The organism is Mycobacterium kubicae, assembly GCF_015689175.1.
GTDB classification, from domain to species: Bacteria; Actinomycetota; Actinomycetes; order Mycobacteriales; family Mycobacteriaceae; genus Mycobacterium; species Mycobacterium kubicae.
This window is the reverse complement of the sequence record NZ_CP065047.1, coordinates 3,510,010-3,531,995: the sequence shown is the minus strand read 5'-3', so window position 1 is coordinate 3,531,995 and position 21,986 is coordinate 3,510,010. Positions and strand designations below refer to the sequence as shown.

The window sequence follows — 21,986 nt, the reverse complement described above, 5'->3', positions numbered from 1 at the left end:
TTCCTTACCCACTTGAGCGAGGACTTGCACCTCGAACCTGCCGGTTCGGGCGGCGACGTCTAGGTCGCCATGGCCCTCCGGTTCTCCTTCACATACGCAGAGCTGCGGGTCACAAACCACCGCGCCAGCGGCCGCACCAGGCGGATCAACGGCACCAGCATCCCGAAATCTTTCTTCATGTCTTCGAGTTGCTCATTGAGTCCTCGCCGTTGGTACTGAAGGAGGCGCTGGCTCTCCTCGGTGTCCACCCAGTCGCCGAAGAAGCGGGGCGGCCTGGTCCGCACGAAAGCGTCGACGGGAAGCGGGCCTATTCCGATGGCCTTCATCAAAGCGTTGATGAAGTCGTGGTAGGTCATGCGACAGTGTGCGCCCCCGGCGATGTACAGGGTCTTTCCGATCGACTCCGCACAAGCGACGGCGCGCGCGAACGCCGTCCCGGCGTCGGCGGGATGGAGGAACTCGAATCGCGCGTCGGGGCTGAACTCGAACATGATGCTGGGGTCCTGTGCCTGCAAGTGAATCGGCGTCACCGCCGAAAGCCGCAGAATGCTCCAGCGAAGCCCCGACTCGCGGATCGCCTGCTCGCACTCGACCTTGTGGCGCCCGTATTCGTCGGTGGGAGATACAGGCGTGTCAGCACGAAGTGGCGGCTCGCGATCTTGTACGTCGCCGAAAATGCCCTGTGACGATGCGAAGATCAGCCGTTTTGCCGTCGCTGAAGCCTCCATCTGGGCGATCAGGTTGCGCGTGGCGACCACGTTCACCTTTCGGGCGAGCTCGGGCACGCGGTCCGTGGCAGGCGGGATGATGCCCGCCAGGTGGATCACGGCCTCCACGCCTTGCAGCGCGTTACGGAGTGTTTCGGGCCGGGTGATGTCGCCCCACACGAAGTCGACTCGATGGTCGAACCCCGACGCGAGTTTGCGGGCCCTGCGTGATTCGAGGTCGAACGCCACGACGTCGTGGCCTTCGTCGAGCAACGCCTCCAATGTGGCGAGGCCGATGTTGCCCAGCGCCCCTGTCAACAACACCTTCATGCGTCATCCTCTCGATGCTTTGGGCGCCGCGAGTTCCTTGAAGGCAGAAAGAAACAACTCGTCTATCTGCGGGCTCAGGTCGGCCAGGGTGGCAGCGCTGGCATAACTGGCGGAGCCGAAGACCCGTTCCAGGGTGTCGGCTTCAGTCGCGGCGCCGATCGAAAGACCAAGGCAGGCAACACCGTCCGTGCGGAGCTCTTCAAGAGCCTTGCGCGCGTCGGCTTCGGCATACCTGCCTTCGTAACCGTCGTCGTAGGGAAAGCCATCCGAGAGAACGACCAGCAGGCGATTCGGTGTGCCCGCCTCGGTCTTGAGGATTTCGCCTGCTCCACGCACGGCAGCGCCGAGTCGCGTGTAGTTCGACGGTTGGAGCTGATTGAGGCGGGCCCGACCGACGGCGCCGAAACGTTGGTCGAACGTCTTGATTGCCGGTAGCTGGACGGCGTGGCGCCCATGTGACCGAAATGCGTAGACCGCGACGCGGTCGCCGAGCTCTTCGAGCGTGACGGCCAGTGTGGCCGCGGCCCGGCGCTGGTGGTCATGGACGGCAAGCCCATCGGGATCCGTGTCAGTGGCCGAGCCCGACGCGTCGAGCAGAATCAAGACACCGAGATTGCGCGCAAGCTTGCGGCGTTCCAGGTAGACGTGTTCTGGTGGCGAGTAACCCGAGCGCAGATCGACGAACAGGTCGATGAGCGCCTCGACGTCGAGTTCGTCGCCATCGGGCCGCCCGCGCAACATCCTTGGACCCAGCCCGACCCGGGACAAGCGGCGCCGCAGCACGTCGTCATGGGGAACGGAGGCCGCTGCGATGTCACCGCCTGCCGTCAACGGGAAGTCGATGACCCGGCACCACTGCGGCCGATACCGGTTCTTGTGCACATCCCATTCCGGATACAGGGCGCCACCTACGCCTATGGCAGCACCGGGTCTGCCGTCGTCGCTGAACTGGATGCGCGTGGGAAGGGGCCGGGCGTTTGGTCCGCCCGCGCCCGCGCGACGCACAGCGCGAACCTGCATCTCTGCACCGGCAGCGCCGTCTCCTGGGGTGCGGGAGCTACCGAACAGCTTGCGGAAGTGGTCCGAGAGCGCCTGGGAGCTGAAGAGCGGATTCTCGAACAGCTTCAGGATCTTGCTGCCGCCGGACTGCTCTTGGTCGCCGTCGTTCTCACCTTCGGCTATGTCGATGGGATCGAATTGCAGTCGTAGCTCTTTGTTGGTCGGCTGCCCGCCGGTGCCGACAGCAGACGAAAGCAGCCGGGACGGTTTGATGACACCGAACCACTCGGGCGCATCAGCCACTGCCGTACGGCTTTTGGCCACTTCCAAGGACTCGTCGGCGGTGGTTGTGCTTGGATCCCCGTCTGGCCTGAGCGTGGCCACGAGGGGAACCTCTGCGGCGAGCGTGGCGAGGACGCGGCAACCTTCCACCGCCAAATAGCGGCGCGCCAGCGCAGGCCGCGCACGCAACGCTTTGACCAATCGCTGGTCCAGACTTCCCGCACCGAGTAGAGCGCTCTGGACCAGCAGCTCGCGGCGTTGCTCCGCCTCAGGACGGCCGGCTGAAACGAATATGACCTGTCCGTTGGTGTGTGCGGCCTCACCAGTCTCCGCAACCTCGACCGACCTGCCGGCAAGGTAGGTGGCGAGGAGCCGAAACTGGTTGACCCCCTGTTGGCTTGGCGAGGTCACGTCCGGGGCAGCACGGCGTCGACGAGTTCACCGAGTGCGCGCACGACATCCCTATCGTCAGTAAGGGTTTGGACGATGGCCGACTGGACGGCACTGCGCAGGCCGAGCCCCTCGGCGACGAGACCGCCGGCGAGGATCAGCAGGCGAGTGGAGGACACTTCCCGCAACGGGGACCCGTCCAAGTGCCGGATGGCGTTTCCCAGTCTCACCAAGACATGCGCTGTGCGTGAGTCGATTCCGGCTTCGTGCGCAACAATTTCCGTCTCGATCTCCATTGGTGGGAAGTCGAGCTCGATGGCGATGAAACGTTGTCTGGTCGACTCCTTCAGATTTTTCAGGACGCTCTGGTATCCGGGGTTATAGGAGATCACCAGCTGGAATCCGGGCGCGGCCGGCAACGTGGTGCCGAGACGATCGACCGGTAGTGCACGGCGATGATCAGCTAGCGGGTGGATGACTACGGTGGTGTCCTGACGCGCTTCCACTACCTCGTCCAGATAGAAGATCGCGCCCTCGCGCACGGCGCGGGTCAACGGGCCGTCCACCCAGACCGTTTCTCCGCCCTTGAGAAGGAAGCGGCCCACCAGATCGGCCGAGGTCATGTCCTCATGGCCCGCCACGGTGATCAGATCCCGGCCGAGTTCGTGGGCCATGGCCTCCACGAAGCGGGTTTTTCCGCATCCGGTGGGGCCCTTCAACAGCACGGGCAGACCACGGCGGGCTGCCGCCTGAAACACCTCCACCTCATCGCCAATCGCCTTGTAAAACGGCGCCTTTGGGGCAGTGAGGACAGGGGCGCGTTGGGTGTTCAGCACCTCACTTACCTCGCTCCAACGGAACGATGGCCGGAAGCTGTACGCCCGGTGGGAAGACAACGTGGCCACCGGGGTCGATGTAACCCGACTTCTTGCCCGGGATGGGTAGGGCTGGGTCGGGACAGAGCCGGTTCGTCCCTTCACCGCAGATGCCCATCAGGAAGTAGGAACGCTTCAGGATGTCGTTGGGCCAGGACTCGGCGTGCAAGGCGAGCCACTGCGCGGGAATGTTGTAGAAGACGAAAAAGAACATGCTGCACGCCGCGAAGATCGCCAGGAAGCGCGTGAACTGCTGCCGCACGAACCCGCCTTGGACACGTTCTAGTCCTCGTTCGACGAATGTCCGGCCGCGATCGTCGGTGAAGTAGCGCAGCGCGCACAGACCTGCCTGCACGCCTCCCCACATGAGTCCTTCGTAGAGCGGCCATTGGTAGTAGGTGCCGGCATTGATCGACAGAGACTTGATGGCGCCGGGGTAGGTGAACAGCCCCATTGGCATCAGGAACAAGCCCTCGATGACGAAATCGAAGATGAAAGTCCACCCAATCAGAACGCCGATCAAGCCGACGTTGCTGATGTTCGGCCACCGCGACTTCGCCTTACGCATGACCCAACAGCCAAGGATCGTGCACAGGAGAACTCCGAAGGAATACCCAGGCGCATTCATCAAGATCGGTTCGGCCATCATGCGGCCCGGTTCCCCGAACGAGACCCAGCCCGGAATGTCTTGTACCCAGGAGCCGCGGTTCCACATCCACGTGTTGTAAGTGCTCCAGGTGTTGAAGTAGTTCAAGAGCGGGTCTTGAAAGAACAGCAGTCCGCAAGCCACCAGGAGCATGCCGTCCAGCGTGATTCGTCGCTCTCGTCGCCAAGGCCTGACGATGAAGAAATACAGGCTGATAGGAAGACCGACGATGATCACGGCCGTCCACGTGAACAGGATGACCTTCATGAATGTCGGCGGATCGCTCGGACCCGGAGGCACCCGCTCGAAATTCGGGCCGGTGATCCAGCGGATCCACACGTACAACTGGAACGCCAGGATTGCACCGCCAACACAAGCCCACCGGCGGATCGACGTGGATTTCGGCTGAACCTGCGCACCCAGCGAAGCCGTCGTGCTGAGCGACTCGGTGACGGTCGAGCCGCCGTTCTTTGTGTTCAACGGTCCGCTCATGACCTTGTGCTCTCCTAATCAATCGATGGCGCAACGCTTTTCGCCGAGTGCCCGGCGTCAGTAGCTCGACCCCCAGGTGCCCTCGCGACGGCCCAATGCTCAGTAATATACCAATGAGTATCTCAATGACCAAGCAATATCTGAGATCCTGTGGCACAATCACAGGCATGGTCGAGCGATGGACTCGAGAGCGGCGCCTCGAGCACACCCGGTCGCTGCTCTTGGATGCCGCTGAAGAGGTGTTTGCCGAAAAAGGCTTCATGGCAGCGTCTCTCGACGACATCGCGCACGCGGCGGGCTATACCAAAGGTGCCATCTACAAGCACTTCGCCACCAAGGAAGACCTGTTCCTGGCAGTGAGCGACCGATACTGGCGAAGCTATTTCGACAATTTCGCCGAGGTGATGTCGACCTCGACACAGATCGGGGCGCGCGAACTCGAGAACATCGCCGAGCGCTGGCGCCAGTTGGGCCGTGACCGCGGTGCCGAGCACGCCGCACTGGGACACGAGTTCACCCTGTACCTGCTTCGGAACCCCGACGCGCGGGAACGAGTCGCCGCGAAGCGGTCCGAGGTAGTCGAGGCCCTGGCCAAGTTCATCGTCGAGGGCATCGACCGGCTCGGTGGAGCTCTGCTGATCCCGCCCTTGACCTTCGCCCACATACTTGTCGCTACCACTGACTCGGTGGAGCTGGTCAGCCAGCTCGACGACGTGGATCTCTATTCGCCGATTTTGGAAATGTACATGTCGGTCATCAAAATGCCTGACTAGCGAAGGCTGCCGGCCCAGCGGCGCTCGAACCGCCGCCGGGGTGTCGTTGTGACCGAATATGCCGCGGCCGCCTCTCGTGAAGGAGGGACAGTGCTAGCACGGCCGGTCGAGGAGGAGACGCCGCGCGCGAGCCTAGCGCTCCCCAGGCTCCGCCGGTGGACCAGCGGTGGCCGCGGGGGCATCACCGCCTTTTTCCTCTATCTGCTCGGGGCGGTCGTGCTGACGATCGGAGCTTGGAGCAACCCGAGGTCCGGTTGGGCCGGGAACTGCCGCGACCAACAGCAGACGATCTGGTACCTCGGCTGGACCCCGCATGCGCTCGACCATGGCCTGGACCCGTTCTTCACAACCCAGATCGGCGCGCCGGCGGGCGTGAACCTGATGTGGAACACCCCGATGACACTGCTCGGGCTAATCGGCTGGCTTCCGGCGCAGATCGGCGGACGGATCTTTGGATTCAACGTCTTGATGATCTGCGGCATCGCCCTCAGCGGATTTACGGCGTGGCTGGTAATCCGACGCTGGACGGGTGATGGGCTCGGCCCGATCGTCGGGGGAGCGGTCTACGCCTTCTCGCCATACGTCGCCTCCCACGCGGCACTGCACCTCAACCTGGCCACCGCCTGGGTACCGCCGTTGATACTGCTCGTCATCGACGAGCTCTTGGTGACTCGGCGTCATCCGCCGTGGCGATCGGGTATCGCGCTCGGGATCTTATGCGCCGCACAGCTTCTGATTACCGAGGAAGTGCTCGCCACCACCGGCGTGGCAGCCGTGGTGTTGGTCTGCTTTATGGCGCTGGCACGCCGAGACGGGCGGGTCCGAGCGCGCTGGCGCGAGGGAGTGGCCAGGCTTGTCCCCGCGCTGGCGGTCGCCATGGCGACGTTCCTCCTGTTGACCGCGTGGCCCCTCGCCGTCCAGTTCTTCGGACCGCAGCGCATCAGCGGACAGGTGCAGGATTCCGAGACATTCTCGACGGACCTGTTGAATCTTGTTCTGCCGACGCGTTATCAGCTACTCGCCCCGGAGGCAGCGACACGGGTGGCCCACCGATTCAGCGGCCTCTATCACGAGGCGACCGGATACCTGGGCCTGCCGCTTCTCGTCCTGCTTCTTTTCGTGGCTGTCCGCCAATGGAACGACCTACGCGTCCGCGTCGCCAGCGTCACCGGAGCTGTGCTGCTCGTGCTCTCGCTCGGGCCGTGGCTGCACATCGGCAACAAGGCTGTTCATATTCCGCTGCCGTGGTTGCCCTTCACGAAGCTGCCGCTGCTCAAACACCTTCTGCCCGGTCGGTTTACGCTGTTCGTCTGGTTGGCGGTTGCCGTGATCGTCGCGATTGTGATCGGGCAGGCGACTCACCTGGCCCTACGACCGGCGGCGCAGCGGCTGGCTGTTGTGGTGGCCGCCCTCGTCCTGATCCTTCCCGCGCCCCTGCACCGGCAGCCGTCTTACACGCCGGCCTTTTTCCGGACCTGGGCCGCCCACAACATCGGATCGGACGAAACAGTCCTTGTAGCACCGTATTTCATTACCGGCGCTCAGGCCGCACCGATGTTGTGGGCCGCGGAAACCGACTATGGGCTGCGAATGCCGGAAGCCTACGCGTATATGCCTCAGCCCGACGGCCGAACGATATCCGGACCGCCGCTGACGCGGCTCGCCATGATCATGCTGGCCATTCAAGACGATGAGACGCCGATCCTGGCGCGCGGAGAGACTCGCGCACAGGTCACCGCCAACCTGCGGGACGCCGACGTGCGCCACGTGATAGTCGGGCCGATGCAGGGATGGCCGGCAATGCTCGCCTTCTTCACCGACCTGTTCGGCCGGGAGCCCGAGCGAGTCGACGAAATCGCGATCTGGCGAAATGTGAACGTCCGGGGCGTCGTTGCGGCACCGGGGGAGTAAGCCCAGACCATCACTTCGGTATGCGCTCGATTGACTTCGAGATTTGAAGGGGAAGATTCGGACCGGATTGGGAGTTCCTATGGTCTGAGCACCCTTCCAAAACAAGAACGAGAGACCGCCATGACCGCAGACTTGCCTGATTCCGCACTCGAGCTACGTTCATTGGTGACGTCTGAAGGCGTGCTGGAACTTTCGCTGCACGAGGTGCCTGTTCCCGCCCCCGGCGCCAACGAAGTGCTGGTGCGCGTGGAAGCCTCGCCGATCAACCCGTCGGACTTGGGCCTCCTCATTGCCGGAGCGAATATGACGACTGCGACGGTCGCTGGCCCGCCGGAGCGGCCCGTGGTCACCGCCCCACTGGGCAAAGACGCGTTGAAAGCTCTATCGGCGCGACTAGACAAATCGCTTCCGGTCGGTAATGAGGGCGCGGGGACTGTTGTGGCCGCTGGGTCGTCGTCGGCGGCTCAGGCGCTCGTCGGCAAAAAGGTCGCGATTGCAGCGGGCGCTATGTATGCGCAATACCGGGTGGTCGACGCCGCTGCCTGTCTGGTACTCCCGGAGGGTGCCACCGCAAAGGATGGGGCGTCGTCGTTCGTCAATCCGCTGACCGCACTCGGCATGACCGAGACCATGCGGCGTGAAGGTCATTCTGCCCTGGTGCACACCGCCGCGGCGTCGAACCTCGGTCAGATGCTCGTCAAGCTGTGCCGGGTTGACGGCATACCTTTGGTGAACATCGTCCGCAAAAGCGACCAAGAAGAGCTGCTGAAATCCCTTGGGGCAGAATATGTCTGCAACTCCACGTCGCCGTCCTTCGCGGCAGACCTGGTCGAGGCGCTGAAGGCCACGTCCGCGACGCTGGCTTTCGACGCCACAGGCGGGGGCACGTTGGCGAGCCAGATTCTCAACGGCATGGAAGAAGCCGCCAACTCGGCCGCGTCGGAGTACTCGCGCTACGGGTCAAGCGTCCACAAGCAGGTGTACATCTACGGTGCACTCGACACGGGACCCACTGTGCTTAACCGGAACTTCGGGATGGCCTGGGGCGTCGGAGGGTGGTTGCTCACCCCATTCCTCAAGAGCGCAGGAGCCGAGACCATCACTCGGTTGCGTGCGCGGGTAGCCGCCGAGCTCACCACGACGTTCGCCAGTCGGTACACCAGAGAGGTGTCTTTGGCCGGCATGCTGCAACCAGATGCGTTCCTGGCCTACGTCAAGCGAGCTACCGGGGAGAAGTTCCTGGTCACGCCGCACGGACTTGCTGAGCCAATCTGACTCTGCCGCAGCGTGACTCCCGACGAGGGAATAATCCGTGAGGCCGGGATGTCTGGTGATGCTGAGGCGATAGACAAGGGGTAGCGGGATGAAGTTCGGGATTGCCACGTTCGTCAACGACGACACCATCGATACCGTGTCGCTGGCACAGGCTATCGAAGAGCGTGGATTGGAGTCGTTGGTCGTCGCCGAACACACCCACATTCCAGCGAGCCGCGAATCCCCGTATCCACTCGGTGGCGACCTGCCGAAGATCTATTACCGGACCCTGGATCCTTTCGTCACGCTGGCCGCAGCGGCTGCGGTGACGTCAAGCATCGAGTTGGTCACCGGTATTGCGCTGCTCATCCAGCGTGACCCGATCATCACGGCCAAGGAAGCCGCGAGCATCGACCTGATTTCCGGTGGGCGGTTCGTCCTCGGGGTGGGCGCCGGCTGGAACATCGAGGAGCTACGTGACCACGGCACCGACCCAAAGACACGTGGTGCGCTGCTGGACGAACGCATCGAGGCCATCAAGGCGCTGTGGACAACCGAACCCGCCGAGTACCACGGCAAGTACGTAGATTTCCCTCCGGCCTACAGTCGGCCCAAGCCGGTGCGTCAACCTCATCCGCCGATCTTCATCGGTGGCAATTCTGACGCCACGGTGAAGCGTGTGGTCCGCCATGACGCTGGCTGGATATCCAATCCGTTACCACTAGAGCAGCTGACCCAACGCGTCAACCAATTACGCGATGCCGCCGGCCACGAGGTGCCACTGTCGATGTTCGGCACGCCCAATGATCTCGATTACTGGCGCGCGGCCGAGGAATTGGGGTTCGGCCACCTGGCGCTGCTGTTGCCGACCAAATCGCGGGACGACTCGTTGCGGCTCCTCGACGAGTACGCGGCCCGGGTAGCGCAGTATCGCGGCTGACCCAGGCACGTCCCAGGAAGCCGGCAGCTTTTTCACAGGTGTCGCGTCGTCCATGCCTCGCAGAGACGGCTTAGTTTGAGCCGACACACGTCGATGCGCACCACAGGGGGATCCGTGAAATCCTTGAAATTCATCGCCCTTGACGCGGCAGCGCTGGCCGTGATCGGTGCCGCCGGACTGGCATCTGGTGTATCGGGTATCTCGCCGGTCAGCGCTTCTGAGGTCGCGTTGGCCGCGGTCGGCGCGCCGCTGCCGCAGGACCCGCCTCCGCCACCCGCCCCGGCGCCAGGTCTGCCGACGGCTGACCAGTTGACTGGCCTTCTCAACAACCTCGCCGATCCTGGGGTGTCGTATAGGACCAAAGAAGGGCTGGTTGAAGGCGGCATCGGTTCTGGTGAGGGCCATGTCGTCGACCACGAGCTCAGGAAGGCGTACCGCAACGGCGAACTCCCGCTGTCGTTCAACGTCTCCAACATTTCAGCCCGCCGGTCCGAACCGGGCTAGCGCCGACGTCGCCGTCTCCGGTCCGAAGATCCCCGCACCGATCACCAAGAACCTCACCTTCGTCAATCAGAACGGGAACTGGATGCTCTCGGCCGATTCGGAGTCGGCGTTGGTGCAGGCGGTCTCGGGGCAGTAAGTCCGCCTCCCCGCGCGAGCAGACACAGAATCGCACCGCGACCAGCGACTTAGTGCGATTCTGTGTCTGCTCGCGCAGGCGAGAGGCCGGTGAGTGCGTGCTCGCGGTCGACTCCCCGTAGCATGGATGCCACGTCTACTTGAGTACCTGCGCTGGGGCAGATGGGCAGGGGTCGTAGTCGTCGATCACTTGCTAACGCGCAACTTCACCGACTTACCGAGAGGTTCTGGATGCATGTCGCACTCTTCACCGATCTTCACCCCGACAGCCTCGGCGGCACCCAGGTATCGGTAGCCACTCAGCGCCGCGCCCTCGAGCTGCGCGGCCACCGGGTCACCGTGTTCACCGCGCCGCTGCCCAAGGCGGTGGATCCAGACCCGTGCGTCGTGGAGCTGAAGCCGGTGCCGGTGGTGGCCCCCCTCATGCGAAAACTGGGCAGGCATGACGACTTCATGTTCGTCTGGCCGTCCAAGAGGAACCGCGCAATCATCGACGACGCCTTCAACACCGGCGAGCCGATCGATCTCGTGCACACCCATGGCGATCTAGGGGTCGCCATCGCGGGTGTGGAAGCCGCTCGTCGGCACGGTATTCCGGTTGTGCAGACCAAGCACACCCGTTTCGACGTGTACTTCGAGCAAGCCACTGCTACCCCGCTTGTGCTGGCACTGTTGTTCGCCCAGATGCAGAAACGGCACCTGTCACGGGATTTCAACCTGTTACCCGTGAAGGAAGGTGCCGCCTCCCGGCTGGCGTGGCGTCTGATGGTCGCGCATGCGCAAGCTGTCGACCACGAGATCACACCGACGCGACACTTCGCGGAGTCGTTGGCTCGCCGAGGCGTGAGCCGGCCAATCTCTGCGATTTCCAACGGCGTTGACGATGACGTCATCGACCGAGCCGCGGCAGTCGACGTGGTCAGGCCGGCCGACGACGAGCCGCTCCGGCTGATCTGGTGTGGACGCCTGTCGTCGGAGAAGCGAGTTCTTGCCGCGGTCGAAGCTGTCGCCCAAGTTGATCACTGCACGCTCGACATCTACGGCGACGGTCATCTGGATGCATCCATCCGTAAGCTCATCGAATCTGCCGGACTTTCTCAACGAGTTCGCCTGCGGGGCAGGGTCGATCGAGAACAATGCCTTGTCGCCATGAGAACAAGCGGCGCGTTGCTGTTCACGTCCTATGACTTCGACACCCAGGGTCTGGTGCTGCTGGAAGCGGCCGCCATGTCACTTCCCACCATCTACTGCGACCCCGCCTTGAGCGAAACGGTCCCAGACGGCGGTGGTTTGCTCAGCGCCGACCCTTCACCGGAGGCACTGGCCGCTTCCATCCGTGAGCTCGTCGGGGACCGCAACAAATTGCGGCATATGACCGACATCGTCACCACACACCGAGACACTGCCCGGCAGTCCCTTCAGACCGACAAGATCATCGACATCTATCACAGCCTGGTTGACCCGGTGCCCGCTTGATCGACGCACCAACGGGATTCAGTTCTGCCGAGGAATCAACTCGGACACGAACCGATCGATGAATCGGTTCAGCGGCACACCACCAGCGGACCGTATGACGAATTTCGACAATCCGGCCTCGAGATATCCATCGAGCTGACGGTGCAACTGATCCCAGCTGGCGGCAACCAACTCGCCGGGATCGACATCTGGACGACGACGACGAACCGCTGCGATCATTTCGGCCGGCAATCCTCCGTCGGCGACCGCCAAGGAAATGCCGTAATGGTCGGGTTCGATAACCCGGCCGGCTTGGGCCGCGGCCTGCTCGATCGCCTTGCGCCCTGCCCCAGCCTCGCTGGGAGTCAGAAAACTCCCGAGCCAGCCGTCACCTAGACGGCCGATGCGGGCAAACGCCGCCGGAGCGGATCCGCCTAACCAGATATCCAGCGGTGCTTGGAGTTTCGGTGCGACCGACACCGCGGTGACCGAGAAATACTTGCCTTGGTAGCTGGCCGCGTCGTCGACCAGCGCGGAGCGCAGTATGCGCAGGGACTCATCGAAGACTGCCGCACGCTCTCCGTTCGGCACGACGAACACCTCACGCTCGGCCGGGATGGCCGAACGCAGTCCGAAGACGGGAAGCACTCGTTTGGGTGCGACGGCCGCCAACGACGCCAACTGCTTGGCGACCAGCACCGGATGGCGGCCGGGGAGTACCGCCACCGAGGTGCCTACCTTCAATCGGCTCGTCCGGCTCAACGCATAGGCCATTCCGACCATCGGATCCACCGCGGGGGAGTAGACCAGCTCGGAGAACCACAGTGAGTCCACCCCGCTGCTTTCCAAATGGTCGACAATGCCGCCGAGTTGACCGGGAGCCATCTCAGCGCCCAACCCGACTCGGAAGCGAATCTTCACCTGATCTCCCTGTGTCGAGTGCGTAGCGCAACACCGCACGGTCGCAATTTGTGCCCGCTATTCACCGCGCTTGCGTTGACAGGCAAGTAGACACTTGCATATCGTTCGCTGCGTGGGCGACGTCTTCAAGGCCTTGGCCGATCCCACTCGCCGTGCCGTGCTTGACGAGCTGACCGATCGAAATGGCCAGACGCTGTTCGAGATATGTGCCCGGCTCACCACCAAGCATGGGCTTGGTTCGTCACGGCAGGCGATCTCTCAACACCTCGACGTACTCGAGGGTGCCGGCCTGGTCGAGACCCGTCGCGAGGGTCGGTACAAGTTGCACTACATCAACACCGCGCCGCTCGAACCAATCGTTCGGCGGTGGCTGAAGAAGACCGGAAACGACACCGGATGCGCGGCAGGCGCGGAGGCCGGTGCACGGGAAGGATCATCATGAAAATCACTTTGACCAGCGTCTTGGTGGACGATCAGGACAAAGCGCTGCAGTTCTATACGGACAAACTCGGCTTTCAGAAGAAATTCGACGTTCCCATGGGTAGGCATCGGTGGATCACTGTTGTCTCCCCACAAGCTCCCGATGGCACCGAACTTGTCCTGGAACCCGACGAACACCCAGCGGCGAAGCCATTCAAGGAGGCTCTGGTTTCCGACGGCATCCCGTTCACCGCTTTCGCGGTCGACGACGTGCATGCCGAGTTCGAGCGCCTCAGAGCGCTAGGCGTGGAGTTCAGCCAGCAGCCAACGGATCTGGGTCAGGTGGTTGTCGCTGTGCTCGACGACACCTGCGGCAATCTCATCCAGCTAGTCCAGCAGACCGGATGACACTTGGTCAGTGTCCGGCGCCATAGATGCTGCTGACCCAGATGTGTGCGAGGGTGTCGACGGTCCGGTCGGCGGGCACCGCAGACGGTTCGTCGGCGAATGCGGCGAACATCGTGCGTTCGTTCATCAGGTTCAGTGAGATGGCCAAGTCACGCGCGGGAACGGTGTTCGGCGCCGCCCCCCGGGCGCGCTCGGACTCGATCGACTCGGTGGTGTAGTCGATCCACTTCTCCATGAACGTCGACCATCGGGCGGCGATCTCGGGCACGCTGGCACGCGCGGTGGCACCGGCGAGGGTGACCGCCCGGTGCGCTCCGAACGTCGCGAACAGTGCACTGATGGAACGCCACACCCCGGCGGGGTCCACGCCGGCGTCGTCTCGACCCCCCAGTGCAGCGTCGGCGCTCCGGTCTGCCTCGCCGATCACCCGGTCTATCAGTGCGGTCAGCACCGCGTCCTTCGACGCAAAATAGAAATAAAACGTCGGGCGGGACAATCCCGCGCCTTTGGCCAGATCATCGACCGAAATGTCGGCATAAGACCGCTCCTCGAGCAAGCGCTCGGCGGTCGTGAGAATCGCGAGTTCGCGGTCGTCACCGGATGGACGCGTGGAGCGTCGACCGCGGGTAGAGCGGACGGGGCCGGTCGTGGTCACCCGGCCGACTTTACTCCATGTCGAGATTCTCAACACCCTGTTGACTATCTCAACACCACGTTGATAACGTGACCGCCATGACCGAACACCTCGACGTCTTGATCGTGGGCGCCGGCATCTCCGGCATCAGTGCCGCGTGGCACTTGCAGGAGCGCTGCCCCTCCAAGAGCTACGCCATCCTCGAGCGCCGGGAGAACATCGGCGGCACCTGGGACCTGTTCAAGTACCCCGGTATCCGGTCGGACTCCGACATGTACACGCTGGGATTCCGGTTCAAGCCGTGGACGTCGGAGAAGGCAATCGCCGACGGGCCAGACATCTTGGCCTACATCAAGGAGACAGCCGCCGAGTTCGGCATCGACAAGCACATCCGCACGGCGCACACCGTGACGGCCGCTGAGTGGTCCGACGCCGACAACCGCTGGACGGTCACGGTCGACAAGGGCGACGAAACCATCAAGCTCACCAGCTCGTTCCTGTTCGCCGCCAGCGGCTACTACAACTACGACGAGGGTTACTCGCCGACTTTCGTGGGCTCGGAGGACTTCAAGGGCCCCATCATCCACCCGCAGCACTGGCCGGAAGACCTGGACTATGCGGGCAAGAAGATCGTGGTCATCGGATCGGGGGCCACGGCGGTGACGCTCATACCGGCGCTGGTCAAAACGGGCGCCGGACACGTGACGATGCTGCAGCGGTCACCCACGTTCATCGGCTCGCTGCCTGCCATCGACCCGTTCGCCGTCAAAGCCAACAAGTACTTGCCACCCAAACTTGCCTACATCGCCAACCGGTGGAAGGCGATCCTGTTCTCCACTTTCCAGTACCAGCTTTCGCGCCGCTATCCCGACTACATGCGCAAGACGCTGCTGACTATGGCCAAGCGCCGCCTGCCCGAAGGTTATGATGTCAACAAGCACTTCAATCCGCGGTACAACCCGTGGGACGAGCGACTTTGCTTGGCGCCCAACGGTGATCTGTTCAGAACCATCCGCAAGGGCCAGGCCGATGTCGTCACCGACACGATCGAACGCTTCACCGAGACCGGCATCCAGCTGACTTCCGGAGACCACATCGATGCCGACATCATCATCACGGCAACGGGTTTGAACCTGCGCTTGTTCGGCGGGGCGGCGATTCGCCGCAACGGTGAGCCCGTCGACCTGACGACGACCATGGCCTACAAGGGCATGATGCTGTCCAGTATTCCGAATATGACCTTCACCATCGGCTACACCAACGCCTCGTGGACGCTCAAGGCCGACCTGGTCTCCGAATACTTCTGCCGCGTGCTGAACTACATGGACGACAACGGCTTTGACACCTTCGTGCCCGAACACCCGGGCGACTCTGTCGAAGAGCGTCCGCTGATGGACTTCACGCCCGGCTACGTGCTGCGGGCACTGGACACCCTCCCCAAGGCCGGGGAACGCGCACCGTGGCGGCTCAAGCAGAACTACCTGCTCGACATTCGCTTGATTCGGCAGGGCAAGGTCGGCGACCAAGCGCTGCGGTTCAGCAAGCACCGGACGCCGGTGGCCGTCTAGCCGTAGTCGTGCTCGTAGGGCGGCTTCCAGGCGCTGGCAAGTCCCGCCGCGGTACTGAATAATCGATTGGGCATCGCGCGTAAGGTGTTGTCGCGCAGGGTAGTCGGTGGTACGCCGGCGACGCGCCTTGACGTAGCGATGCGGACCTAGGCGGGCAAGTGTCCCAGCATCCTCGAGTGCCAGAGCGGCGCCCTGTCCGAAAGTCGGTCTCAACGCATGCGCCGCATCGCCGATCAAAGCGACGCGGCCCGGCAACGGGTTGCTCACCGGAGGCATTTCTTGTAGTTCATGAATGATGACTCGGTTCGGCTCGCGGGCCGCGATGAGTTCGGGTAGGGGAGCGGGCAAGTCGAGGTAGAAGTCCATGTCCGGATGACCGGACTGTGCGCCACCGTAGGCGTACACGCCCTATCCGGGCAGCGGCAGCGCGCCGAATTCGGCTGTGCGGCCCCAAATGCCGGCCACCTCTGTAAAGGCGGATGGTCGTTCGACAACAGAGACTTGATGTCCAAGCCGATGAAATGCCAGGGCCGCGGCCAGACCGGCGATCCCGCCACCGACAACACCTACCTCCATGATACTACGCGCGGTAGTAGTAAAATTCCGCCGACTCGTCCGGTCCGACGGTCCGCGACCTACGCGAGAAGTTTGCAAATCCGCATTCGTGGGTACGGGCGATGATGCCGTGGCCGGCGCGCGTGGTTGCCGAATGGTGACGCGTCCGTCGGCTCGAAAGTGGTCTACGGGTGCGGCGCGTCTAGAGGAAGAAGCCCCGGCCCTACCGATTAGGTTTGCATCTATGGACAAAGACCGGGTTGAATCCGCATTCACCTGGCAGGGCAGGCGCTCGCTGGTCAGCCGAATCCACGAACAGATCGACGAACTGGTCGCTGCTCGCGACCAGATGGAAGATCTGGTGCGCGTCATCGTCGAAATCGGCTCCGACCTCGACCTGGACGTAACGTTGCATCGAATCGTCAGTGCGGCGATGGAGCTGACCGGCGCCCGCTACGGAGCGCTGGGCATCCGCGCGTCTGAGGGGAGCCTGGTGTCTTTCGTGCAAGCGGGAATGGGCGACGCCGCAGCACAGCAGCTGGGCGTTCTGCCGGTCGGAGACGGTTTGCGAGTCGATGACCTGACCGCATACTTGCAGGCCGAAGGACTACAGGCGCAGCACTCGCAGATGCGGGCGCTGCTCGGGATACCAATCACCGTCCGAGCAGCCGACTTCGGAACCCTCTATCTGGCCGACGACCGGCCAGGGCTGGTGTTCACCGATTCCCAGGAGAGCGCCGTGCGGGCTTTGGCCACGGCGGCGGCCGCAGCCATCGACAACGCCCGCTTGTTCGAGCAAGAACGAGAATCAGCGAAATGGACGAAGGCCAGTCGTGAGATCACCACGGCGCTGCTGTCGGGCGACCCGCAAACCGGGCCTCTGCAGCTCATCGTCAACCGGGCGCTCGAGTTGGCCGGTGCCGAACAAGCGATCCTGCTGGTGCCAAGGGAGCCGGACCTGCCCGCCGATGAGGTCGACACACTGGTCGTAGCCGCCACCGCGGGCCGTTATGCCTCGGAAGTAATCGGTCGCCAAGTCCCGATGGACGGATCGACCACCGGTGGCGTGGCGCGCCGTGGTCAACCGCTGATCACCGATTCCTTTCAGTACCCGATCGAGGGGTTCACCGATGTCGGTGAGCGCTCGGCAATAGTCATGCCGCTGGTCGCCGACCAGGCCGTGCTTGGCGTAATCGCCGTCGCACGTCACCCTCAGCAGCCGCCGTTCGGCAACGATTACCTCGAACTCGTCAGCGACTTCGCTCGACACGCTGCTATCGCGCTGGCCTTGGCGGCGGGCCGTGAACATGCGCTCAATCAGGAACTCGCGCAAGCGGCGACGCTGGATGACGCGGTGCACGCCGCGGCTGAGGAGTTGCGTCGGCTCTGGCGGGCCCGCCGCGTTCTGGCCGTCACCTTCCCGACCCGCAAACCCTCCACCCGAGCCCCGGTCTTCGGCGCGCCGGAAGTTGTATCAGTCGGTGAGCCCGCGCAGTGGACCGACCTGGCGCCCGAAACCCGACAGGTCCTCAGTGCGTTGCGTGATGGCGAGTTGCTCACCCCCAATACGTCGATGCTCGGGACGGCGGGCATCGCGCTGCAGCATCCCGAGGGTGTGCTTGTCGTCTGGATCGATTTGACCGAACAGAGGGCGTTCACTCTGGAGGATCAAACTCTGCTGACCGTGCTGGCCGGCCGCCTGGGCCAGGGCCTGCAGCGAGTCCATCAAGTTGATCAGCAGCGAGAGACCGCCCTGGCGCTGCAGCATGCGATTCTGGGACCCGCTCATCTGCCCAGCGGCTTCGCGGTGCGTTACCAGGCCGCCAGCCCGCCGCTCGAGGTGGGCGGGGACTGGTACGACATCGTCGACTTGGATGACGGACGCATCGCGTTGATCGTCGGGGACTGTGTGGGACATGGCCTCGCCGCCGCCACCGTGATGGGGCAGGTGCGCAGCGCTTGTCGCGCGCTGCTCTTCGACAACCCGAGCCCAAGCGCTGCGTTGTCGGGGATGGACCGCTTCGCGGCACGGCTGCCCGGTGCCCAGTGCACCACGGCGGTGTGCGTGGTGCTCGACCCCGATACCGGTGAATTGGTGTACTCCAGCGCCGGCCACCCGCCGCCGCTGCTGGTCAATCCGGATGGCACCACCCACAAGCTCGACGGTGGGCACACCATTGCGTTGGGTATGCGACCCGGTTGGCCCCGCCCGGAAGCTCACGCGGCGATGCCCGCGCGCGCGACCCTCGCGCTCTACACCGACGGTCTGGTGGAACGCCGCCGGATTCCGCTGGAGCACGGCATGTCCCGTGTCGCCGCCGTTGTGCAGAACGGCCGGACCTCCGCCCTCGACGATCTGGCAGATCAGGTCATGTCCGCTGTGGCGCCAAGCGGCGGTTACCAGGATGATGTGGTCCTTCTGCTCTACCGCCATCCGGCCCCGCTGGAGCTCACCTTTCCGGCACACCCGAACCATCTCGCGCCCACCCGCACTGCCTTGCGCCGCTGGTTGACCCGGGCCCGGGTGGACCCGGATCAGACAATGAATGTGCTCATCGCCGCCGGAGAGGCCGTCTCGAATGCCATCGAGCACGGTCACCGCCACAGCCCCGGAGGCACCATCACCCTCGGCGCCACGGCTCTGGACGACCGGGTGCAATTGACCATTACGGACACCGGCACGTGGAAGACACCGCAGCCGGCTTCCTACCCCCATCGCGGTCGAGGTATCACCCTGATGCGGGGGCTCATGCAAGACGTCACCATCCACCCCGACACCGACGGAACAACAGTTCACCTATCCGCGAGGATCACCTGATGCCCACGTCGCTCACCCTTGACACCGCTCGCTGCAACGACGGCAATGTTGTGCTCGTTGCGGCAGGGGAAATCGATTTAAGCAACATCGACGCCTTCGACCAGGCCCTGAGTGCTGCCACCACCGATGCGACGAACAGCGGCGGCCGGTTCACCGTCGACCTGAGCGCTGTGGAGTACCTCGATAGCGCGGCGATCAATGCCCTGTTTGCGCGCGCCGACCACATTCATGTCATCGCCCACCCGCTGTTGATGTCCATCCTCAGGATGAGCGGACTGACCGAGCTGGTACCGATCGACGTCGCGCCGCAGACCGCGGAACTCTGAAAGTCAGGGCCTGGCTAGTAGAGCCCTCGAAGGGTATGCGGTGCAGCGCATTTCGCTTACTTACTGGTGCCGGCGGTTTTCCTCGGCGGGGTAGTCGACTTCTTGACCTGATTACTGCCCGACGAGCCACTCGCAGTTGACGACGGCGGGGATGTAGTCGCCGGCGCCTTCTTTGCAGGGGCCTTCTTTGCAGAGGCCTTCTTGGCGGGTTGCTTCTGTGGTGTGGCTTTGGTGGTGGGCGCCTTGTCTGGTGTCGCCTTCTTCGCCGGCGTCTTCTTGGCTGGGGCCTTCTTGGTGGGCGCCTTATCTGGTGTTGCTTTCTTGGCGGGCGCCTTTTCCGGTGTGGCCTTCTTGGTGGGCGCCTTCTCTGGTGTGGCTTTGGTGGTGGGCGCCTTATCTGGTGTCGCCTTCTTCGCCGGCGTCTTCTTGGCGGGTGCCTTCTTGGTCGCTGCCTTCTCCGGCAATGCCTTCTCCGGTGCTGCCTTTTCTGGTGCTGCCTTTTCTGGTGCTGCCTTTTCTGGTGCTGCCTTTTCTGGTGCTGCCTTTTCTGGTGCTGCCTTTTCTGGTGCTGCCTTTTCTGGTGCTGCCTTCTTCGCCGGCGTCTTCACCGGTGACTTCTTCACCGCCTGCTTTGACGGTGCCTTACTGGCGGGCGCCTTCTTCGCTGGCGCCTTCGTGGCGGGTGCCGCCTTGACTGACTTCTGGCTGTTCGCAATCCCCTCGGCGCCTTGCGGGGTGCCGGCCGCGGCCGAGGTTGACGGTTCCTTGGCCTCGGTGGGGCCCGGAACGCTGGGCAGCGCCGGCGTCTGCGGCGACGACGATCGGCCGTCCGTGATCCCGATCTGCTCGACGACCTGCTCACCGCGGTCGATGGTGCGACGGACTAGCCGCGCGACCCTAGTCGCCGCGGCAACGACGAGCTGAACGGCTCGCAATTGAAGCCCCCAGCCACCCTTGGGTCCCGATTGTGTTGACACTGCCGCCTCCGATACGTCGTTTGCTTGCTAATCAAACTTTGCCCTTGCTAATACCCGCTTCCCGATTTCCTGATCGCTAAACGGTGAGATTGAGCAAACTCGGTGGTTGCGAACTGACCAGTCCCATTAAAACTGCTGTGCGACAACAATTTTGAGAGAACTATTGGAAGGCTGCTTCGGATGGCCGAGCCGCCTCACAACCCCAGCAGCCGATTGCGTTGCTCGATGAATTGTTCGTCGGTCAACAGTCCCTGCTCGCGCAGTTCGGCGAACTCGCGAATCTCCGCCGCGATTCCTGTGACTACCGCGCGCGGGGCGCTCACCACCTCGGGGCTTTCCTCAGCCGTCGAGGACGCTGCTCCGACCTTGGCATGACCCTTGGGTGTCACCTTGCCTGGGGTCCGGGAACGCACGCCCAACGTGTCACCCACCGCACGCCCGGCCATGCCGGCCAATGCCATATCACCCAACGTGGTACCCGAACCGGCTGTCGCCGCCAACTGTTCAGCGCCAATATTGGTGGCGGGCAGTTGCAGCGCCACCGGCACCACCGCGGGCGTCGCGGCGGTCCAGGTCGCGGGCACCGACAGTCCGCCGACCAGATTCCCTTCGCCGTATGCTCCGGTCACCATTCTCGACACCACGTTCGTGGCCGTCGATGTCGGCGACGCGGCTCCCACCTCGGGCAGCACGCCGGACTCTTGCCATCCACTGACGATCTCGTCAGTGTGCAAACCGGTTTGGGCTCCGACCAGGTCGATCGGAAGGGATACCGCACCGATGGGTGAGACCGGCGCGTCGATGCCGAAAGCGATCAAGTCGGCACCCACATCCAGAATGTCTAGTGGTGACAGGGGACCGATTGGCCCTAAGGACACCATATTGCTCAACGCCGACGGCACCGCAGAGAAGTCCTCGGCAATCTGCGACAGGGTGCTCTGCGCGATGCCTGCTGGTGCTTGCCCCGCTTGACCGACAGCCGCTGCCTGACTGGCCAAGCCGGCCGAATTGGTGTTCGGCACTGGCGAATTGAACGGTGTCACCTGAGTGGCCATCGCCGATGAGCCTGCGTACCCGAACATGGCGCCAACGTCTTGTGCCCACATCTCGGCGTATTGCGCCTCGGTGGCGGCGATGGCTGGAGTGTTCTGGCCCAGCTGGTTCGTCGCGACGAGCATCAACAGCAGGCTGCGGTTGGCCGCTACGATCTCCGGTGGCACGGTAGCCGCGAAAGCGGTTTCGTAGGCGGCCGCCGCGGCTCTGGCTTGGCTGGCGGTTTGCTCGACCCGGATGGCGGTGTCACTCATCCAGACGGCATAGGAGGACGCGGCGGCCGCCATGGTCGTCGATGACGGACCCACCCACGGGGCGGCGGTCAGTCCGGCGATAACTGACCGGTAAGAACTGGCTGTCGAAAACAGTTCTGCCGCCAAGTGCTCCCACGCTTCGGCGGCGGCAAGCATCGGGGCTGACCCCGGACCGGTATACAGTCGACCGGAGTTGATCTCCGGCGGTAGTGACGCGAAATCCATTGTCAGCAAACACCAATACCTCGGCTCGCGGCCGCCCCCAGGGAATCGCCGCTGTGGTGAACTCTCAATCCGACAGCCACAGATAACAAAGGTTCCCCCTCGACAACATCACAACGTTGGGTTTTTTCGGGTCG

General features: G+C 63.5%; 19 protein-coding genes and 3 pseudogenes. 12 read left to right on the top strand and 10 right to left on the bottom strand.

Annotation, left to right across the window (positions count from 1 at the left end):
• Window positions 1-59: 59 nt before the first annotated feature.
• Genes I2456_RS16670 through I2456_RS16655 form a run of 4 tightly spaced genes read right to left on the bottom strand, consistent with a single transcriptional unit; the run spans window position 60 to window position 4,721 of the window.
• Window positions 60-1,037, bottom strand: a complete 978-nt coding sequence (locus I2456_RS16670; RefSeq protein WP_085075193.1) for an NAD-dependent epimerase/dehydratase family protein — start codon at window positions 1,035-1,037, stop codon at window positions 60-62.
• A 3-nt stretch (window positions 1,038-1,040) separates the two neighbouring features.
• Entirely contained in the window at window positions 1,041-2,729 is a 1,689-nt protein-coding gene (locus I2456_RS16665; RefSeq protein ID WP_085075194.1) for a nitric oxide reductase activation protein NorD, read from the bottom strand.
• Window positions 2,726-3,544 (bottom strand): CbbQ/NirQ/NorQ/GpvN family protein, encoded by an 819-nt coding sequence (locus I2456_RS16660; RefSeq protein ID WP_085075195.1) that lies wholly within the window; start codon window positions 3,542-3,544, stop codon window positions 2,726-2,728. The genes I2456_RS16665 and I2456_RS16660 overlap by 4 nt, the downstream gene beginning before the upstream one ends.
• A gap of 1 nt (window position 3,545) precedes the next feature.
• Window positions 3,546-4,721, bottom strand: a complete 1,176-nt coding sequence (locus I2456_RS16655) for a spirocyclase AveC family protein (protein ID WP_085075196.1) — start codon at window positions 4,719-4,721, stop codon at window positions 3,546-3,548.
• 167 nt (window positions 4,722-4,888) lie between these two features.
• On the opposite strand from I2456_RS16655, the gene I2456_RS16650 reads away from it, so the two are divergent.
• From I2456_RS16650 to I2456_RS16625, 6 genes and pseudogenes are all read left to right on the top strand, one after another.
• Entirely contained in the window at window positions 4,889-5,494 is a 606-nt protein-coding gene (locus I2456_RS16650) for a TetR/AcrR family transcriptional regulator (protein WP_068021772.1), read from the top strand.
• A gap of 90 nt (window positions 5,495-5,584) precedes the next feature.
• A complete protein-coding gene (locus I2456_RS16645; protein ID WP_139823289.1) occupies window positions 5,585-7,405 on the top strand; it encodes a DUF6311 domain-containing protein in 1,821 nt (606 codons plus the stop codon).
• Between the two features lie 120 nt (window positions 7,406-7,525).
• On the top strand, window positions 7,526-8,680 hold the full coding sequence (locus I2456_RS16640; protein WP_085075198.1) for a zinc-binding dehydrogenase: 1,155 nt from the start codon (window positions 7,526-7,528) through the stop codon (window positions 8,678-8,680).
• 88 nt (window positions 8,681-8,768) lie between these two features.
• On the top strand, window positions 8,769-9,599 hold the full coding sequence (locus tag I2456_RS16635) for an LLM class F420-dependent oxidoreductase (RefSeq protein WP_085075199.1): 831 nt from the start codon (window positions 8,769-8,771) through the stop codon (window positions 9,597-9,599).
• A gap of 114 nt (window positions 9,600-9,713) precedes the next feature.
• Window positions 9,714-10,239 (top strand): annotated as a pseudogene (locus tag I2456_RS16630) (MTB12 family secreted protein).
• Between the two features lie 230 nt (window positions 10,240-10,469).
• Complete coding sequence (locus tag I2456_RS16625) at window positions 10,470-11,714, top strand: glycosyltransferase (protein WP_085075200.1); 1,245 nt, start codon at window positions 10,470-10,472, stop codon at window positions 11,712-11,714.
• A gap of 18 nt (window positions 11,715-11,732) precedes the next feature.
• Here the strand turns inward: I2456_RS16625 and I2456_RS16620 are convergent, their stop codons facing one another.
• Window positions 11,733-12,614, bottom strand: coding sequence for a TIGR03854 family LLM class F420-dependent oxidoreductase (locus tag I2456_RS16620; protein WP_085075201.1), 882 nt, complete (start codon window positions 12,612-12,614; stop codon window positions 11,733-11,735).
• A gap of 112 nt (window positions 12,615-12,726) precedes the next feature.
• On the opposite strand from I2456_RS16620, the gene I2456_RS16615 reads away from it, so the two are divergent.
• Window positions 12,727-13,056, top strand: coding sequence for an ArsR/SmtB family transcription factor (locus I2456_RS16615; RefSeq protein ID WP_068021991.1), 330 nt, complete (start codon window positions 12,727-12,729; stop codon window positions 13,054-13,056).
• A complete protein-coding gene (locus I2456_RS16610; protein WP_085075202.1) occupies window positions 13,053-13,442 on the top strand; it encodes a VOC family protein in 390 nt (129 codons plus the stop codon). The genes I2456_RS16615 and I2456_RS16610 overlap by 4 nt, the downstream gene beginning before the upstream one ends.
• A gap of 7 nt (window positions 13,443-13,449) precedes the next feature.
• Here I2456_RS16610 and I2456_RS16605 read toward each other — a convergent pair whose 3' ends face one another.
• Window positions 13,450-14,097, bottom strand: a complete 648-nt coding sequence (locus I2456_RS16605; protein WP_068027116.1) for a TetR/AcrR family transcriptional regulator — start codon at window positions 14,095-14,097, stop codon at window positions 13,450-13,452.
• A gap of 77 nt (window positions 14,098-14,174) precedes the next feature.
• Here I2456_RS16605 and I2456_RS16600 point away from each other — a divergent pair, with 77 nt between their 5' ends.
• Window positions 14,175-15,644: a flavin-containing monooxygenase gene (locus tag I2456_RS16600; RefSeq protein ID WP_068027114.1), complete on the top strand. Its 1,470-nt coding sequence runs from the start codon at window positions 14,175-14,177 to the stop codon at window positions 15,642-15,644.
• Window positions 15,645-15,839: 195 nt separating this feature from the next.
• On the opposite strand, the pseudogene I2456_RS28575 reads toward I2456_RS16600, so the two are convergent.
• A pseudogene (locus I2456_RS28575) lies at window positions 15,840-15,920 on the bottom strand (hypothetical protein); the annotation flags it as partial.
• A gap of 132 nt (window positions 15,921-16,052) precedes the next feature.
• Complete coding sequence (locus I2456_RS29160) at window positions 16,053-16,220, bottom strand: NAD-binding protein (protein WP_085075203.1); 168 nt, start codon at window positions 16,218-16,220, stop codon at window positions 16,053-16,055.
• A gap of 223 nt (window positions 16,221-16,443) precedes the next feature.
• Here I2456_RS29160 and I2456_RS16585 point away from each other — a divergent pair, with 223 nt between their 5' ends.
• On the top strand, window positions 16,444-19,017 hold the full coding sequence (locus I2456_RS16585) for a SpoIIE family protein phosphatase (protein ID WP_085075204.1): 2,574 nt from the start codon (window positions 16,444-16,446) through the stop codon (window positions 19,015-19,017).
• Window positions 19,017-19,343: an STAS domain-containing protein gene (locus tag I2456_RS16580; protein ID WP_068027107.1), complete on the top strand. Its 327-nt coding sequence runs from the start codon at window positions 19,017-19,019 to the stop codon at window positions 19,341-19,343. Before I2456_RS16585 ends, I2456_RS16580 begins: the two co-directional genes overlap by 1 nt.
• 56 nt (window positions 19,344-19,399) lie before the next feature.
• Here I2456_RS16580 and I2456_RS29155 read toward each other — a convergent pair.
• Window positions 19,400-19,843 (bottom strand): annotated as a pseudogene (locus I2456_RS29155) (hypothetical protein); the annotation flags it as partial.
• Between I2456_RS29155 and I2456_RS29150 the strand changes: the two are divergent.
• Complete coding sequence (locus I2456_RS29150) at window positions 19,725-20,267, top strand: pentapeptide repeat-containing protein (RefSeq protein ID WP_390639594.1); 543 nt, start codon at window positions 19,725-19,727, stop codon at window positions 20,265-20,267. The pseudogene I2456_RS29155 and the gene I2456_RS29150 sit on opposite strands and share 119 nt — an antisense overlap.
• A gap of 247 nt (window positions 20,268-20,514) precedes the next feature.
• Here the strand turns inward: I2456_RS29150 and I2456_RS16570 are convergent, their stop codons facing one another.
• On the bottom strand, window positions 20,515-21,852 hold the full coding sequence (locus I2456_RS16570) for a PPE family protein, SVP subgroup (protein WP_085075205.1): 1,338 nt from the start codon (window positions 21,850-21,852) through the stop codon (window positions 20,515-20,517).
• Window positions 21,853-21,986 lie beyond the last annotated feature (134 nt).

Bases quoted from the DNA above. Each gene is read 5' to 3' on its own strand.
- I2456_RS16570 (WP_085075205.1), bottom strand. From the start codon at position 21,852: ATGGATTTCGCGTCACTACCGCCGGAGATCAACTCCGGTCGACTGTAT.
- I2456_RS29160 (WP_085075203.1), bottom strand. From the start codon at position 16,220: ATGGAGGTAGGTGTTGTCGGTGGCGGGATCGCCGGTCTGGCCGCGGCC.
- I2456_RS16625 (WP_085075200.1), top strand. From the start codon at position 10,470: ATGCATGTCGCACTCTTCACCGATCTTCACCCCGACAGCCTCGGCGGC.
- I2456_RS16610 (WP_085075202.1), top strand. From the start codon at position 13,053: ATGAAAATCACTTTGACCAGCGTCTTGGTGGACGATCAGGACAAAGCG.
- I2456_RS16650 (WP_068021772.1), top strand. From the start codon at position 4,889: ATGGTCGAGCGATGGACTCGAGAGCGGCGCCTCGAGCACACCCGGTCG.
- I2456_RS16640 (WP_085075198.1), top strand. From the start codon at position 7,526: ATGACCGCAGACTTGCCTGATTCCGCACTCGAGCTACGTTCATTGGTG.
- I2456_RS16670 (WP_085075193.1), bottom strand. From the start codon at position 1,037: ATGAAGGTGTTGTTGACAGGGGCGCTGGGCAACATCGGCCTCGCCACA.
- I2456_RS16635 (WP_085075199.1), top strand. From the start codon at position 8,769: ATGAAGTTCGGGATTGCCACGTTCGTCAACGACGACACCATCGATACC.
- I2456_RS16655 (WP_085075196.1), bottom strand. From the start codon at position 4,721: ATGAGCGGACCGTTGAACACAAAGAACGGCGGCTCGACCGTCACCGAG.
- I2456_RS16600 (WP_068027114.1), top strand. From the start codon at position 14,175: ATGACCGAACACCTCGACGTCTTGATCGTGGGCGCCGGCATCTCCGGC.
- I2456_RS16580 (WP_068027107.1), top strand. From the start codon at position 19,017: ATGCCCACGTCGCTCACCCTTGACACCGCTCGCTGCAACGACGGCAAT.
- I2456_RS16585 (WP_085075204.1), top strand. From the start codon at position 16,444: ATGGACAAAGACCGGGTTGAATCCGCATTCACCTGGCAGGGCAGGCGC.